Below are 18,329 nucleotides of genomic sequence, written 5' to 3' on the forward strand. Positions count from 1 at the left end.
GCGGATGGCAATATCCAGTACCTGGGTCGTAACGACGATCAGGTGAAAATCCGCGGCTTCCGCATCGAGCTGGGCGAGATCGATGCACGCTTGGCCAAACACCCAGCCATTCATGAAGCAGTGGTGGCTGCCCGCGAAGATGTTCCGGGTGACAAGCGTCTGGTGGCTTATTACACACTGAGCGCAGGGCAGGCTTCTGTAGACATCGACAGCCTGCGCGGCTGGCTGCAGGAACAATTGCCGGCCTACATGATTCCGGTGGCCTATGTGCTGCTCGATGCACTGCCACTGACCCCGAATGGCAAGCTGGACCGCAAGGCCCTGCCAGCACCGGAAGCCGGTGCACTGATCAGCCGTGGTTATGAAGCCCCACAAGGCGAAACCGAAACGCAGATCGCGGCTATCTGGCAAGACCTGCTGGGCGTTGCCCAGGTCGGTCGACACGACAACTTCTTCGAGTTGGGCGGTCATTCGCTGCTGGCCGTCAGCCTGATCGGACGTATGCGTCAGTCGGGCTTGAGCTCGGACGTGCGCGTGCTGTTCGGTCAGCCGACGCTGGCTGCACTGGCAGCGGCAGTCGGTGCTGGCACGGAAGTGGTGGTGCCCGCCAACCTGATTGATGAACACTGTGAATACATCACTCCGGACCTGCTGCCGCTGGCCGACCTGACCCAGGCGCAGATCGATCAGGTGGTCGCCGGCGTGCCGGGCGGCGTGGCCAATGTGCAGGATATCTACCCGTTGGCGCCGCTGCAGGAAGGCATTCTCTATCACCATATCGCTGCGAAGCAGGGCGACCCCTATGTCTTGCAGACCCAGTTCGCATTTGATAACCGCCAGCGCCTGGATGCATTTGCCGAAGCGTTGCAGCTGGTCATCGATCGTCACGACATCCTGCGCACCAGCGTGGTGTGGCAAGGTCTCGACTCCCCGGTCCAGGTGGTCTGGCGTCAGGCACAGTTGCACGTTGAAGCACTTGAGCTGGATCCGGCAAACGGTGATATCGCAGAGCAACTGCACAGCCGTTTCGACCCGCGCCACTACCGTCTGGACATCGGCCAGGCACCCTTGATGCGCGTGGCTTACGCCGAAGACCCGCTCAATCAGCGGATCTGCGCGATGCTGTTGTTCCACCACATGGCCCTGGATCATGTGGCGCTGGAGGTGGTGAAACACGAAATCCAGACCAGCTTGATGGGGCAGGCGGCACAACTGGGCAGCCCGGTGCCGTACCGCAACTATGTGGCTCAGGCGCGTCTGGGGGTGAGCGAAGCGGATCACGAAGCATTCTTCCGCGACATGCTCGGCGACATCGAAGAGCCGACCTTGCCGTTCGGCCTGATGAATGTGCAGGGTGACGGTCGTGATATTGAAGAGCACACCCTGGTCCTCGAGCCTCAACTGGACCTGCGCCTGCGGGCCCAGGCCCGGCAGCTTGGAGTAAGCGTTGCCAGCCTGGCACACCTGGCCTGGGCGCAGGTCTTGAGCAAGGTTTCAGGCAGGCAGGACGTGGTGTTCGGCACCGTCCTGATGGGCCGGATGCAAGGCGGCGAGGGAGCCGAGCGTTCGCTGGGGATGTTTATCAACACCTTGCCGCTGCGCGTCGATATCGACACCTGCGCGGTACGCCAGGCGGTGCGTCAGACCCACACCCGGTTGACCGGTTTGCTCGGTCATGAGCATGCGCCTTTGGTATTGGCCCAGCGTTGCAGCGCGGTGGCCGCGCCGCTGCCATTGTTCAGTGCGCTGCTCAACTACCGCCACAGTGCGGTTGGCAGTGTATCCGATCAGGCCGTGCAGTCCTGGCAGGGTATCCATGCCCTGAGCAGTGAAGAACGCACCAACTACCCGCTGATTCTGAACGTCGATGATATGGGTGCGGGCTTCGGCCTGAATGTACAGGCGGTGGCCGGTATCGATGCGCGGCGCATCTGCGACTATATGCAGACCGTCTTGAGCCATCTGGCCGAAGCCCTTGAATCCGCGCCGGACTCAGCGGTGTGCGACCTGCCGGTGGTGCCGGAAACCGAACGGCAGCAACTGCTGGTGGCGTTCAACGACACCGCGCTGGACTACCCACAGCAGCAGACCGTGCACGGCCTGTTCGAAGCCCAGGTGCGTGCGTGCCCTGAAGCTTGCGCGGCGATCCACGATGGCGTTGCCGTGAGCTATGCCGAGCTCAACACCCGCGCCAATCGTCTTGCGCGGCATCTGTTGGGCCTTGGCGTGCAGCCAGGTGACTGTGTGGCGATCCTGCTGGAGCGCAGCCATGACCTGCTCGCCAGTCAGCTGGCGGTGCTCAAGTGCGCGGCGGTGTACGTACCGCTGGACATCAATGCACCGGTCGAACGTCAGACGTTCATGATCGAAGACAGTCAGGCGCGTGTTCTGCTGACCCACAGCCAGGTATCGCTGACAACCGCTGCGCAGCGTGTTGACCTCGATGGCCTGAAAGTAGAGAACTTTAAAGGCACCGACCTGGCATTGCCGCAGTCCAGCGAAAGCGTCGCTTACATCATGTACACCTCAGGCTCCACCGGCACGCCGAAAGGTGTGCTGGTGCCGCATAGGGCCATCAGCCGGCTGGTGATCAACAACGGTTACGCCGATTTCAATGCACAGGATCGCGTAGCTTTCGCTTCAAATCCTGCGTTTGATGCCAGCACGCTTGACGTTTGGGCACCGTTGCTCAATGGCGGTTGCGTGGTGGTGATCGGGCAGAACGACTTGCTGTCCCCGCGCGATTTCCAGCGCCTGTTGCTGGAGCAATCGGTGAACGTGCTGTGGATGACCGCAGGACTTTTCCATCAATACGCTTCAGGGCTGGGCGAGGCCTTTTCGCGCCTGCGCTACCTGATTGTCGGCGGCGATGTGCTGGACCCTGCCGTTATTAGCCGGGTGCTGGCCAACAGTCCTCCACAGTATCTGCTCAACGGCTATGGTCCGACCGAAGCCACAACCTTCTCCGCGACCTACGAAATCACGTCGGTCGGCAATGGCTCGATTCCTATTGGCAAGCCCGTGGGCAACAGCCGCCTGTATGTGCTCGATGGCCAAGGCCAACCGGTGCCATTGGGCGTGCCCGGCGAGCTGTACATCGGTGGGCAGGGCGTTGCCAAGGGCTATTTGAATCGTGCTGAATTGAGCGCCACGCAGTTTGTCGTCGATCCGTTCAGTGCGTCGGAAAACGCACTGATGTACCGCACCGGCGACCTGGTTCGCTGGCGTGCCGACGGTAACCTGGAATACCTGGGTCGCAATGACGATCAAGTGAAAATCCGTGGTTTCCGTGTTGAATTGGGTGAAATAGAAGTACGCCTGGCCGAACACGCCGATGTAAGCGAAGCCGTGGTGCTGTGCCGTCAGGATGTGCCTGGTGACAAGCGTCTGGTGGCCTATGTCACGGCGCGACAGCCTGAAGCCGTGCTCGACATCGAACACCTGCGCAGCCACCTGCAAGGCTTGTTGCCGGAGTACATGGTGCCCGCGGCCTACGTGCAGCTCGATGCGCTGCCGCTGACCGCCAACGGCAAGCTCGACCGCAAGGCCCTGCCAATGCCGGATGCGCAATCGCTGATCAGCCATGGTTATGAAGCACCTCAGGGCGAGGTTGAGACCCAACTGGCGTCGATCTGGGCTGACGTGCTCAAGGTCGGGCAGGTCGGTCGCCATGATCACTTCTTCGAACTGGGTGGCCACTCGCTGCTCGCAGTCAAATTGATCGAACGCATGCGTCAAGTCGGGCTGAGTGCCGATGTACGCGTGCTGTTCAGCCAGCCTACGCTAGCCGCACTGGCGGCAGCGGTCGGTGGTGGCACGGAAGTCGTGGTGCCGGCCAATCTGATTCCCGAACATTGTGAATACATCACCCCTGAACTGTTGCCGCTGATCAGCCTGACTCAGGCGCAGATCGACCGCGTCGTGAAGCATGTGCCCGGCGGTGCCGCTAACGTGCAGGACATTTACCCGCTGGCACCTTTGCAGGCAGGCATTCTCTATCACCACATCAGTGCCGAGCAGGGCGACCCGTATACCCTGAAAGCGCTGTTCAGTCTGCGCGACCGCGCACGACTGGATGACTTCAGCCGTGCCTTGCAAGGGGTGATCAACCGTCACGATATCCTGCGCACCGCTGTGCTGTGGGAGGGTCTCGAAGAACCGCTGCAAGTGGTGCTGCGTCAGGCTGAAATGCACGTCACCGAGGTGGACCTAGACCCGGCAGACGGCCCGCTGGCCGAGCAATTGCACGAGCGCTTCGATCCTCGGCATTACCGCCTCGACGTACGTCAAGCGCCCTTGATGCAGATTGTCTTTAGCCATGATCCGCTCAACGATCGCTGGCTGGCGATGCTGCTGTTCCATCACCTGGTCAACGACGCCACCTCGCTGTACGTGGTGTTGCGTGAACTTCAGGCGCACCTGCTCGGTCAGCACGCTGCTCTGGGTCAAAGCGTGCCCTATCGCAACTACGTAGCCCAGGCTCGCCTGGGTGTCAGCGAGGCACAGCACGAAGCCTTCTTCCGCGACATGCTCAGCGATATCGACGAGCCGACGCTGCCATTCGGTTTGCAGGATGTGCAGAACGGTGGCCGGGACCTTGAAGAGGCGAGCGTGATCCTGCCCGCTGAACTGAACCTGCGTTTGCGGGCTCAGGCCCGGCAAGCCGGCGTCAGCGCAGCGAGCCTGATGCACCTGGCGTGGGCGCGTGTGCTCGGCAGTGTCTCGGCCCGTGACCAGGTCGTGTTCGGCACCGTACTGCTAGGCCGTATGCAGGCCGGCGAGGGTGCCGACCGTGCGTTGGGCATGTTTATCAACACCTTGCCGCTGCGCGTCGATGTCGGCGCGACAACGGTGGTCGAGGGACTGAAAGCTACGCACAGGCAACTGACGGCGTTGCTGGGCCATGAACACGCACCGCTGGTACTCGCCCAGCGTTGCAGCGGCGTGGCGGCACCGACACCACTGTTCAGCGCACTGCTCAACTACCGGCACAGCGGCGTGAACGATGTTTCGGCAGAAACCGCCACTGCCTGGGAAGGGATCGAGTCCTTTGGCGCCAAGGACCACACCAACTACCCGTTGACCCTGAACGTGGACGACGTGGGTAACGGGTTCAGTCTGACCGTACAGGTCAGCAGCGAAGTCGGTGCCAAACGGGTCTGCGGTTACATGCAGACCGTGCTGGAGCATCTGGCGGATGCACTTGAGCAGTCACCGTCCCTGGCCCTCGACAGCCTGCCGACCCTGCCGGTCGACGAGCGTGAGCAGTTGCTGGTGCAGTTCAACGACACCGCTCTGGATTACCCGCACGAACAGACCATTCATGGCTTATTCGAAGCGCAAGCCAAGCGCACACCGGAAGCACTGGCAGTGCTGCACGGCGAACAGCGCCTGACGTACCGCGAGCTTAACGAGCAGGCCAACCGCCTGGCACATGCTTTGCGCGAGCGGGGTGTCCAGCCAGATTCTCGCGTCGGAATCTGTGTAGAACGCGGCGCGGAAATGGTCGTCGGTTTGCTGGCGATTCTCAAGGCGGGTGGTGGTTACGTGCCGCTCGACCCGGCTTATCCAGCGGAACGTATTGCGTACATGTTGCAGGACAGCGCTCCGGCAGCCGTGCTGGCTCACACCGCTACTCAGGGCTTGCTGGCCGACGTTTCGGTGCCTGTGATCAATCTTGATCTGAGCGATTGGCAGGGCGAATCCGTCCAGAATCCGCAGGTGCCGGGGCTGACTTCGGCGCACCTGGCCTACCTGATCTACACCTCGGGTTCGACCGGCTTGCCGAAAGGCGTGATGATCGAACACCGTAACACCGTGAACTTCCTGAGCTGGGCACACACGGTTTTTGACGGTTCGACACTGGAAAAAACACTCTTCTCCACCTCGCTGAACTTCGACCTCGCCGTCTACGAGTGCTTTGCGCCACTGACCTCGGGCGGCAGCATCGAAGTCGTCAAAAACGTGCTGGAACTGCAACACGGCGAGCACGATATCGGCCTGATCAACACGGTACCGTCGGCGCTGAAAGCACTACTGGACGTTGACGGTCTGCCGGCAACGGTTCACACGGTGAACGTGGCCGGTGAAGCGCTCAAGCGTAGCCTGGTGGAATCGCTGTTCGAGAAGACTGGCGTGCAGCGCCTGTGCAACCTCTATGGCCCGTCTGAAACCACCACCTATTCAAGCTGGGTGGCCATGGATCGCGAAGACGGCTTCGCTCCACACATCGGCAAACCGGTTGGCAATACGCAGTTTTACCTGCTGGACCAACAGCAACAGCCCGTCCCCCTGGGTGTTGTGGGCGAGATCTACATCGGCGGCGCCGGTGTGGCGCGGGGCTACCTGAACCGTGACGACCTAACTGCCGAACGCTTCCTCAAGGACCCGTTCAGCCAGCAACCAGCAGCACGCATGTACCGCACGGGCGACCTGGGGCGCTACTTGCCAGACGGCAATATCGAATACCTGGGTCGTAACGATGATCAGGTGAAGATCCGTGGTTTCCGTATCGAACTGGGCGAGATCGATGCACTGCTGGCCAAACACCCGGCGGTCCATGAAGCGGTTGTGACGGCTCGCGAAGATGTGCCGGGCGACAAGCGTCTGGTGGCTTATTACACCCTGAGCGCAGGGCATGCTTCGGTAGATATCGATAACCTGCGCGGCTGGCTGCAGGAGCAATTACCGGCGCATATGATCCCGGTGGCCTATGTGCTGCTCGACGCACTGCCGCTGACGCCGAACGGCAAGCTGGACCGCAAGGCATTGCCCGCACCGGACGCCGATGCACTGATCCGCCGTGGTTATGAAGCCCCGCAAGGCGAAACCGAAACCCTGCTGGCGGGAATCTGGAGCGACTTGCTCTCGGTTGAACGCATCAGCCGTCACGACCAGTTCTTCGAACTCGGCGGCCACTCATTGCTGGCCATGCGTTTGATTTCGCAGATTCGCCAGCAACTGGGTGTCGAACTGAGCCTGGCCGCGCTGTTTGCCCACCCCGAACTAAGCGCCTTGGCACTGGCCATCGCCCGCGCCGGACGCAGCATCCTGCCGGATATCGTGCCGGTGGCACGCGATCAGGTCTGGCCGCTTTCGTTCGGTCAGCAACGTCTGTGGTTCCTCGCGCAGATGGAAGGGGCCAGCGCGGCCTACCACATGCCTATCGGCCTGAGCCTGCATGGCGAGCTGGACCGTACGGCGATGCAACGGGCCCTGGAGCGCATCGTCGCGCGCCATGAGGGCTTGCGCACCACCTTCATTCAGGGCGATGACGAACAGCCATTGCAACGGATCAGCCCGTCAGATGCCGGCTTCAACCTGCAGCTGCATGATCTGCAAGGGCTGGTGGATGCCAAAGAGAAGCTTCAGGCACTGGCCAGCGAAGAGTCGCTGCAAAGCTTCGATCTGGAACAGGGCCCGTTGATCCGTGGTCGTCTGATCCGTATGGCCGAGGACCATCACGTCCTGCTGCTGACCATGCACCACATCGTTTCCGATGGCTGGTCGATTGGCGTGCTGACCCGTGAACTGGCCGCGCTCTATGCGGCATTCAGTCAGGGCCAGGACGACCCGCTGACGCCTCTGACGCTGCACTACCTGGACTACGCGGTGTGGCAGCGTCGCTGGTTGAGCGGCGATTTGCTACAGCAACAAAGCGACTACTGGCAGCAAACCCTGGCAGATGCTCCGGCGCTGCTGATGCTGCCCACCGACCGGGTGCGTCCGGCGCAGCAGGACTATGCCGGCGCGGTGCTGCCCATCGTTTTCGACCAGGACCTGACTCGCGGCCTCAAGGCCTTGAGCCAACGTCACGGCAGCACCCTGTTCATGACTGTAATGGCCGCCTGGGCTGCGCTGTTGGGACGTCTGGCCGGTCAGGACGACGTGGTCATCGGCACGCCGGTGGCCAACCGTACACGCAGTGAAGTCGAAGGATTGGTGGGCCTGTTCGTCAATACCCTGGCGATCCGCGTCGACCTCAGCGACAAGCCCACGGCAGAGACGCTGCTGGCGCAGGTCAAGACCAACACCTTAGGCGCCCAGGACCATCAGGACCTGCCGTTCGAGCAGGTGGTGGAAGTGATCAAGCCGGTGCGCAGCCTGTCGCACAGCCCGGTGTTCCAGGCCATGCTCAGCTGGCAGGACATGGGCGACGGGGATTTCTCCCTCGGCGATCTGCAACTGGAAAGCCTGAGCGCGGGCCATACGCTGTCCAAGTTCGATCTCTCGCTGGACATCGGCGAAGCCCAGGGCCAACTGTTCGGTTCGCTGGAATACGCCACTGCGTTGTTCGACGAAAGCACCATCGCGCGTTATCTGGGGTACTTGCAGCGTTTGCTGCACGCCATGGTCGCCGATGATCGCCAGGTACTGGAACAGGTGCCACTGCTCGATACGGTGGAACGCAAGCATCTGCTGGTCGACCTCAACGCTACCGACGTGCCTTACCCGCAAGACGCCACGATTCATCAGCTATTCGAAGAAAAGGTCCAGACCCAGCCCGACGCCATTGCCGTGGCCTTCCAGGCACAACGCTTGAGCTATGCCGAACTGAACCGTCAGGCCAACCGCCTGGCTCATCACCTGATCGGCATGGGCATCGGCCCGGATGATCGGGTGGCGATCTGCGTCGAACGTGGGGTGAAAATGATAGTCGGGCTGCTCGGTGTGCTCAAAGCCGGCGCCGCCTATGTGCCGTTGGACCCGGCGTATCCGGCCGAGCGTCTGGCGTACATGATCAACGATAGCCAGCCATCGGCGTTGCTCACCCAGCGCGGCCTGCAGGAGCGTTTGCCAGCACTGTCCATGCCGCTGGTATTGCTCGACGACGAGCATTGCCAGGGTTTCACCGAGTGTGATGACAACCCGGTCGTAGCGAATCTCGGCGTGCGCAACCTGGCGTATGTGATCTACACCTCGGGCTCCACGGGTAATCCGAAGGGGGTGATGATCGAGCATCGCGGTCTGGTCAACTACAGCGTCGATGCGGCACGCCTGTTTGGCTTGTCCCAGAGCGACACCGTGCTGCAACAGAACACTCTTAACTTCGACCTTTCGGTGGAGGAGATCTTCCCGGCACTCCTGGCCGGTGCAACCCTGGCGCCAAGCCGCGAGATCTTCGGCAGTGAAGGCACTGAAAATCACGGCATTTATGCGACCGTCCTGCACTTGACCGCTGCCCATTGGCACACGCTGGTCGCCGAATGGCACAACCAGCCGCAGGCTGCTGAACAACGCCTGGCCGAAGTGCGCATGATCAACGTCACCGGTGACGCATTGTCGGCACAGAAACTGAAGCTCTGGGACGAGGTGCGCCCAGCACATACGCGCCTGATCAACACCTACGGGCCAACCGAGGCGACGGTGTCTTGCACTGCGGCTTACGTCAGCCATGACGCCGTGGCTGGCAGCGAAGGCAGCGGCAACGCGACCATCGGCAAACCGATGGCCAACACGCGCATCTACCTGCTTGATGCCCACCAGCAGCCAGTACCGTATGGCGTGGCCGGTGAGATTTTCATCGGTGGCGACGGGGTAGCGCGGGGTTACCTGAACCTTGCCGAGGTCAACGCAGAGCGTTTCCTCGCGGATCCGTTCAGCAACAGCCCTGATGCCAGAATGTACAAAACTGGCGACCTGGCGCGCTACATGGCCGACGGCCGTATCGAATACCTGGGCCGTAACGACTTCCAGGTCAAGGTGCGCGGTTTCCGTATCGAACTGGGCGAAATCGAAGCCCGTCTCGGCAATTGCAAAGGGGTCAAGGAAGCGGTGGTGATCGCTCGGGAGGACAATCCCGGTGAAAAACGTCTCGTGGCCTACGTGATCGCCCAGCCACAAGCGAGTCTGGATGTCGCCAGACTGCGCGCCGAGCTGGCACCGCAACTGGCCGAATACATGCTGCCGAGCGCGTTCGTGCTGCTCGATGCACTGCCGCTGACACCTAACCGTAAACTCGATCGCAAGGCCTTGCCGGCCCCGGCGGACGATGCTTTTGCCAGTCGTCAACATGTCGCCCCGCAAGGCACCAGCGAAAAAGCCCTGGCGCAGATCTGGCAGAACCTGCTCAACCTGGAAGCAGTAGGGCGTCATGACCACTTCTTCGAGCTGGGTGGGCACTCGCTGCTGGCGATGCGTCTGATTTCCCAGGTGCGTCAGCGCATGGGCGTCGAGCTGAGCCTGGCGGACATCTTCGCCCAGCCGGAGCTAGCGGCACTGGCTGAGGTAGTGGCGCACGCTGCCGGCAGCAGCCAGCAGCCCATCGTGCCGGTATCTCGCGATCAGGCTTTGCCGCTGTCGTTTGCCCAACAACGCCTGTGGTTCCTTGCACAGCTGGACGGTGGCAGTGCGGCTTATCACATTCCAGCCGGTCTGCGTCTGCGCGGCAGCCTCGATCAGGACGCATTGAAACGAGCGCTGGACCGCATCGTTGCGCGCCACGAGGCGTTGCGTACGACCTTTGTACAGGAGCAGGACCAAGATCCGCTGCAGCGTATCGCCCCGGCCGATATCGGTTTCAGCCTGCAACTTCAGGTGCTGACCGGGCAGGCCGATGCAGAACAACAATTGCTCGCCATCGCCACAGAAGAGGCCGAAGAGGGCTTTGATCTGCTCAATGGCCCGCTGGTGCGCGGACGCCTGGTATGCCTGGCCGATGACGACCATGTGTTGCTGGTGACCATGCACCACATCGTCTCTGACGGCTGGTCCGCAGATGTATTGACCCGTGAACTGGGCCTGCTCTATGCCGCGTTCATTGCCGGTGCCGAAGATCCGTTGCCCGCTTTGCCGGTGCAATACGCCGACTATGCCGTGTGGCAGCGCAACTGGCTGAGCGGCGACGTACTGCAACAGCAACGCCAGTACTGGCAGCAGACTCTGGCCGGTGCGCCGTCCTTGCTGACCTTGCCGAGCGACCGGCCACGGCCGGCGCAACAGGACTACAGTGGCAAGTTGCTCGGGCTGGTGCTCGACGCCGACCTGACCCGCGGCCTCAAGGCCCTGAGCCAGCGGCATGGCAGCAGCCTGTTCATGACGGTCATGGCCGCATGGGCGGCGCTGCTGGGACGTCTGGCCGGTCAGGACGACGTGGTCATCGGTACGCCGGTGGCCAACCGCATGCGCGCCGAAGTTGAGGACCTGATCGGGTTCTTCGTCAACACCCTGGCCGTGCGCGTCGACCTCTCGGGGACACCGAGCGTGCAAAACCTGTTGCAGCAGGTCAAACAGCAGACCCTGGCCGCCCAGGCGAATCAGGACCTGCCGTTCGAACAGGTGGTCGAGGTGGTTCGCCCACAACGCAGCCTGTCCCACAGCCCGATCTTCCAGGCCATGTTGTCGTGGCAGAACAACGAAGCGTCCGACCTGGCGCTTGGCGACATGGCCCTGCAGGGCGTCGCGGTGGCAGGCCATACGGCCAAGTTCGACCTGACACTGGACATGACCGAGGTTGGCGATCAATTGATCGGCACGCTGGAATACGCCACGGCACTGTTCGACGAACGCACCATGCAGCGCTACCTGGGCTACTTCCAACGCTTGCTGGAAGCCATGGTCGCCGACGACCGCCAGGTGCTGGAACAGGTACCGTTGCTCGATGCGGTGGAACGCCAGCATCTGCTGGTCGAGCTTAACGCTAACAATGTGCCTTACCCGCAGGACTGCACGATTCATCAGCTGTTCGAAGAAAAGGTCCATGCACAGCCCGACGCCATCGCCGTGGCCTTCCAGGCGCAGCGCTTGAGCTATGCCGAACTGAACCGTCAGGCTAACCGTCTGGCCCATCACCTGATCGGCCTGGGCATTGGCCCGGATGATCGAGTGGCGATCTGCGTCGAGCGTGGCGTGGAAATGATGATCGGCTTGCTCGGTGTGCTCAAGGCAGGAGCGGCTTATGTGCCGCTGGACCCGGCGTATCCAGCCGAGCGCCTGGCCTACATGATCAACGACAGCCAGCCAACGGCATTGCTGACCCAGCGTGATCTGCAGAAACGCCTGCCGACGCTTGCTTTGCCACTGGTGTTGCTCGACGACGATCAGCGCAACACCTTTACCGAGCGTGACGACAACCCGGTGGTGGAAGCCCTCGGCGTGCGCAATCTGGCGTATGTGATCTACACATCAGGTTCAACCGGCAATCCGAAGGGGGTGATGATCGAACATCGCGGTCTGGTCAACTACAGCGTCGATGCTGCACGCCTGTTTGGCCTGTCCCAGAGCGACACCGTGCTGCAACAGAACACCCTGAACTTCGACCTCTCGGTGGAGGAGATCTTCCCGGCGCTGCTGGCTGGCGCCACTCTGGCGCCAAGCCGCGAGATCTTCGGCAGCGAAGGCTCTGAAGATTACGATATTTATCCGACCGTCCTGCACTTGACCGCCGCCCACTGGCACACGCTGGTAGCCGAATGGCACAAGCAACCGCAGGTGGCGGCTCAGCGCCTGCAACATGTGCGTCTGATCAACGTCACTGGCGATGCACTGTCAGCACAGAAGCTCAAGCTCTGGGACGAGGTGCGCCCGGCGCATACGCGCCTGATCAACACTTATGGGCCAACCGAAGCGACGGTGTCATGTACCGCCGCCTACGTCAGCCATGACGCCCTGGCTGGCAGCGAAGGCAGCGGTAACGCGACCATCGGTAAACCGATGGCCAACACCCGCATCTACCTGCTCGACGCTCACCAGCAGCCAGTGCCATACGGCGTGGCCGGTGAGATTTTCATCGGTGGCGATGGCGTGGCGCGAGGCTACCTGAACCTTGCCGAGGTCAACGCAGAGCGCTTCCTCGCGGATCCGTTCAGCAACAGCTCTGATGCCAGAATGTACAAAACTGGCGACCTGGCGCGCTACATGGCCGACGGTCGCATCGAGTACCTGGGCCGTAACGACTTCCAGGTCAAGGTGCGCGGTTTCCGTATCGAACTGGGCGAAATCGAAGCACGCCTGGGCAATTGCGCCGGGGTCAAGGAAGCGGTGGTGATCGCTCGGGAAGATAATCCGGGAGATAAACGTCTGGTGGCCTACGTAGTCGCGCAGCCGGATATGCACCTGACGGCCGCCAGCCTGCGTACCGAACTGGCGCCGCAACTGGCTGAATATATGCTGCCGAGCGCGTTCGTGATCCTCGATGCCTTGCCGTTGACGCCGAACCGCAAGCTTGACCGCAACGCCTTGCCGGCTCCGCAAGCCGAGGCCTTTGCCAGCCGCGAACATGTGGAACCGCAAGGCGACACCGAGCTGGCGCTGGCGCAGATCTGGCAGAGCCTGCTCAATCTGGAACAGGTGGGCCGTCATGACCAGTTCTTCGAACTGGGCGGGCACTCGCTGCTGGCGATGCGTCTCATTTCCCAGGTGCGCCAGCACCTGGGTGTCGAGTTGGGCCTGGCGGATATCTTTGCCCAGCCGGAGCTCGCCGCCATGGCACGGATACTCGCCGAAGCCAAAGGCAGCGTTCAGCCAGCTATCGTACCGGTGTCCCGTGATCAGGACTTGCCGCTGTCGTTTTCCCAGCAGCGGCTGTGGTTCCTCGCCCAACTGGAAGGCGGCAGCGCGGCGTACCATATCCCGGCAGGGCTGCGTCTACGTGGCACTCTGGACAACCCTGCGCTGGAGAGGGCGCTGGACCGTATCGTGGCGCGCCACGAAGTGCTGCGTACGACCTTTGTGCAGGATCAGGACCAGGATCCGGTACAGCGCATCGCCCCGGCCGATATCGGTTTCAGCCTGCAACTGCAGGTGCTGACCGGGCAGGCGGATGCTGAAGAGCAACTGCTCGCCATCACCGCTGAAGAGGCCAACGAAGGCTTTGATCTGCTCAACGGCCCGCTGGTACGCGGACGCCTGGTGCGCATGGCCGACGACGATCATGTGTTGCTGGTGACGATGCACCATATCGTCTCCGACGGCTGGTCTGCGGATGTGCTGACCCGAGAACTGGGTGCACTCTATGCCGCGTTCAGTGCCGGCGCCGAAGATCCGTTGCCCGCGTTGCCGGTGCAATACGCCGACTATGCGGTGTGGCAGCGCAACTGGCTGAGCGGCGACGTGCTGCAGCAACAGCGCCAGTACTGGCAGCAGACCCTGGGCGGTGCGCCAGCGTTGCTGACCTTGCCGACCGACCGGCCACGCCCGGCACAACAGGACTACAGCGGCAACATACGCGGTCTGGTGCTCGATGCAGAGCTGACCCGTGGCCTCAAGGCCCTGAGCCAGCGGCATGGCAGCACTTTGTTCATGACCGTGATGGTTGCATGGGCCTCGCTGCTGGGGCGTCTGGCAGGTCAGGATGATGTGGTGATCGGTACACCAGTAGCCAACCGCCTGCGTGCCGAGGTGGAGGACCTGATCGGGTTCTTCGTCAACACCCTGGCGATACGCGTCGATCTCTCCGGCGCACCCAGCGTCGAAGCGTTGATGCAGCAGGTCAAGCGCCAAACGCTGGCAGCGCAGACCCATCAGGACCTGCCGTTCGAACAGGTGGTCGAGGTGGTTCGCCCGCAACGCAGCCTGTCCCACAGCCCGATCTTCCAGGCCATGTTGTCCTGGCAGAACAACGAAACGTCCGATCTGGCGCTGGGCAATATGAACCTGGAAGGCGTGGCGGTGAACGACCACACGGCCAAGTTCGACCTGGTGCTGGACATGACCGAGGTCGGCGATCAATTGGTCGGCACGCTGGAATACGCTACGGCGCTGTTCGACGAAAGCACCATGGTCCGTTACCTGGGCTATTTCCAGCGATTGCTGGAAGCGATGGTCGCCAATGAGCACCGCATCCTGGAGCACGTACCATTGGTGGATGCGGTCGAGCGCGAGCACCTGTTGAGCGGTCTTAATGCAACCGAACGTGCTTACCCTCAGGGTCAGCTGATGCATCGCCTTTTCGAGGCGCATGCAGCGTCTCGACCTCAGGCGCTTGCGGCCCGTCAGGGTGAGCAGACGCTGACCTACGCCGAACTCGACAGCCGCGCCAACACCCTGGCTCAGCACTTGCGCCAACACGGCGTGAAAGCGGGAACCCGAGTGGCTATCCTGCTGGATCGTTCGGTGGAGCTACTGACCGGTATGCTGGCCACGCTCAAGTGTGGCGCGGCTTACCTGGCGCTGGATCGCCTGGCCCCCGAGGAGCGTGTGCGCTTCATGCTCGAGGACAGCGAAGCACTCATGTTGCTGACCCGCAGCGAGCTGACGGCACCTGAAACGACGCCGCGACTCGATCTGGACACCCTGGACCTATCAGTGGCTCACCAGGGGCCAGTCACGCTTGCAAATGAGGTCGCAGGCGAGACTCCGGCGTGCATCATCTACACCTCCGGTTCCACCGGCATGCCCAAGGGCGTGATTGTCACCCACAACGGCATTGTGCGGCTGGTGCGGGACAACTATGACTTCCGTGCCGATGACCGCGTGGCGTTTTCTTCCAACCCGGCGTTCGACGCCAGCAGCCCGGAAATCTGGGGTGCCTTGCTCAATGGCGGTCAGTCGATAATCGTCGAGCCTTCAGTGTTGCTTGAGCCGACAGCCTTTGCCGCCTTGCTCAAACGCCATGCAGTGACGGTGATGTTCAGTTCGACCGCCTTGTTCAACCTGTATGCCGGGTTGATTCCCGAAGCGCTGGCGGGCTTGCGCATGCTGGAGTGCGGTGGCGAACGGGCGGATCCGGCGTCGTTCCGCCGGGTGCGTGAGCATTCGTCTCAAGTGCGCCTGTTCAACGGCTACGGCCCGACCGAGGGCACGACGTGCGCTACTCGTTACGAAGTGTTCGACGTGCAGCCGGGCACCCTGAGCCTGCCAATCGGCAAACCCAACGCCAACGTGCGCATCTATCTGCTCGACGCGTGCGGCGAGCTGGTGCCGATGGGCAGCGTCGGCGAGATCTATATCGGCGGTGTCGGCGTCGCGCTTGGCTACCTGAATCGCGCGGAACTCACTGCTGAACGCTTCAGCGACGACCCGTTCAGTCAGCAGGCGGGGGCGCGGCTCTATCGCACCGGCGACCTGGCGCGCTGGTTGCCGGACGGCAACCTCGAATACCTGGCGCGTAATGATGGTCAGGTGAAGGTCCGCGGCTTCCGGGTCGAGCTTGGGGAAGTCGAAAGCAGCCTGCATGGGTGCGATGGCGTACGCAACTCCGTGGTCGTGGCGCGCGAAGACAGCCCGGGCGACACGCGGCTGGTGGCGTATTACACCGTGCATGCGGGCGTTGAAGCACCCGAGCCGGAGGCCTTGCGTGCGCAACTGAGCGCCGGCTTGCCGGAATATATGGTCCCGAGCGTCTTCATCTGCCTGCCAGATTTGCCGCTCACGCTCAATGGCAAGGTGGATGTTCAGGCACTGCCAGCACCAACGGCGGATCAGTTCGCGAGCCATGCGTTTGAAGCCCCGGTAGGGGAGTTGGAGATTCGTCTGGCGAAAGCCTGGGCGCAAGTACTTGAATTACAACAGGTGGGCCGTTATGACAGCTTCTTCAATCTCGGAGGTCACTCGCTGATGGCAGTGCGACTGGTCAACCAACTGGTACAGAGTGGTTTGTCGGTGTCTCTGGCCGACGTTTTCCAGCACGCCAGCGTCGCGGACCTGGCGGGCCTGCTGGATAGCCGCAGCAAAGAGGCTGCACCGCAGCTTCATGAACAACTGGTGCCGTTGCGTACCACCGGTAGTCAGCGTCCGCTGTTCCTGGTTCATGAGTTCACTGGTCAGGACGTGCATTTCCCTGCGCTGGCGGTGCACATCGATAGCGATATTCCGGTCTACGGGTTGAGCGGCATCCCCCTCGGTCAGGAGCAGCTGCAGACCATGGAATGCCTGGCAACACGCTTGTTGAGTGCCATGCGCAGCGTTCAGCCGCACGGACCTTATCGCCTGGCGGGCTGGTCGTTCGGTGGGCTTCTGGCCTACGAAATCGCCATCCAGCTGGAGGGTATGGACGAGGAGGTGGAGTTTATCGGCCTGCTCGACACCTACATGCCGCGCCTGGTGGATCAGGGTCGCGAACGCTGGGACCTGCAGACCGCCCACCGTCAGCACCTGCTGGAACACTGCGAGCAGTTCTGGAGAGCACGAGGCGAATGCACGCAGGCCCTGGAGGCCCTTGAGCGAGTGCGTGCAAACCGGCAGGCCTTTGATTTCGCAGGGCTCCTGCAACACTGTCGTGAGCAGGGTGCGCTGCCTCCGGAGCTGGAAACCTACACGACCGAGGATCTCTGGCAGTACCTCGACCGAGAGGTGGCTCACGGTCATGCGCAGGCCAATTACACGGTTTATCCCAACAGCGTGCCGCTGCACTTGTTTACCGCCATCGAGTGGGAACCCAACTCGCAGAAACACAGCGGTTACCTGGGTTGGGATAGCGTCCTGCCAGTCGGTCAGTTGCGCAGTATCAAGGTCGCGGGCGATCACTTGAGCATGATGAAGCCGCCGCATATCGAGGGTCTGGGTCAGGCGATCAGCCAGGCGTTGGCTGATCTGCCCGATCGGCCGCGGGGGGCTGAAAGCGCCCACCGGCCGTTGCTGACGATTCAGGGCGGACGTCGCGATCACGCGCCAATTTTCTGTGTACCGGGGGCAGGGGACAGTGTGACCGGCTTCATCAGCCTGGCCGATGCCCTTGGGCCGCACTGGCCAATCCATGGGCTGCAACCACGCGGGCTGGATGGCCGCACGGTGCCTTACAGCCTGGTGGAAACCGCCGCCGAGGCGTATCTGCAAGCACTCGACAGCACTCATCCCGAAGGGCCGGTGCATCTGCTCGGTCATTCGTTCGGCGGCTGGGTGGCCTTTGAAATGGCCACGCGCCTGACGGCAAGCGGCAGGGAAGTGGCTTCGCTGACACTGATCGACAGCGAGTCGCCGGGCGGCAACGGCGTGGTGGGCAAACCTTACACCGCGATAGGCGTACTGGAACGTTTGATCGAGACCATGGAGCTGGCTGCGGGCAAGTCGCTGGGCATCGATCGTACGGCCTTCAGGGCCCAGGACGATATCGGCCAGATGCGCTTGTTGCATGCCGGAATGGTGCGGGCAGGGATGCTGCCGCAGCGTTCGTCGCCGGACGCGATGCGTGGGCCTGCGCGGGCCTTCGGTACGGCGTTGCGCACGCGTTATCAACCGTCGCAGATCTACACCGGACCGGTGCGTCTGGTGCTGGCTGACGACCCGGTGCTGGATGCGGCGGGCAATCAGCGCGAACAACAGGCGATGGTCAGCGGCTGGCGCCGGTGTGCCCCGGACCTCACTGTCTGGCGTGGGCCGGGCAACCATTTCACCATCCTCAAGGCGCAGCATGTACAGCATCTGGCGAACTGGTGGCTACCCCGTCAATAACC

The 18,329-nt window shown here is 62.2% G+C and carries 1 protein-coding gene (running past one end of the window); it reads left to right on the forward strand.

Annotation, left to right across the window (positions count from 1 at the left end; genetic code table 11):
* Positions 1-18,327: the 3' portion of a non-ribosomal peptide synthase/polyketide synthase gene (sypC, locus tag JOE39_RS07000; RefSeq protein ID WP_210077639.1), read on the forward strand. It extends 22,278 nt beyond the left edge of the window; 18,327 of the gene's 40,605 nt are visible here — the last part of the coding sequence; the start codon falls outside the window, past its left edge; the stop codon is at positions 18,325-18,327.
* Positions 18,328-18,329 lie beyond the last annotated feature (2 nt).

The sequence above is a fragment of the Pseudomonas sp. PvP100 genome (assembly GCF_017833055.1).
Classification (GTDB): domain Bacteria; phylum Pseudomonadota; class Gammaproteobacteria; order Pseudomonadales; family Pseudomonadaceae; genus Aquipseudomonas; species Aquipseudomonas syringae.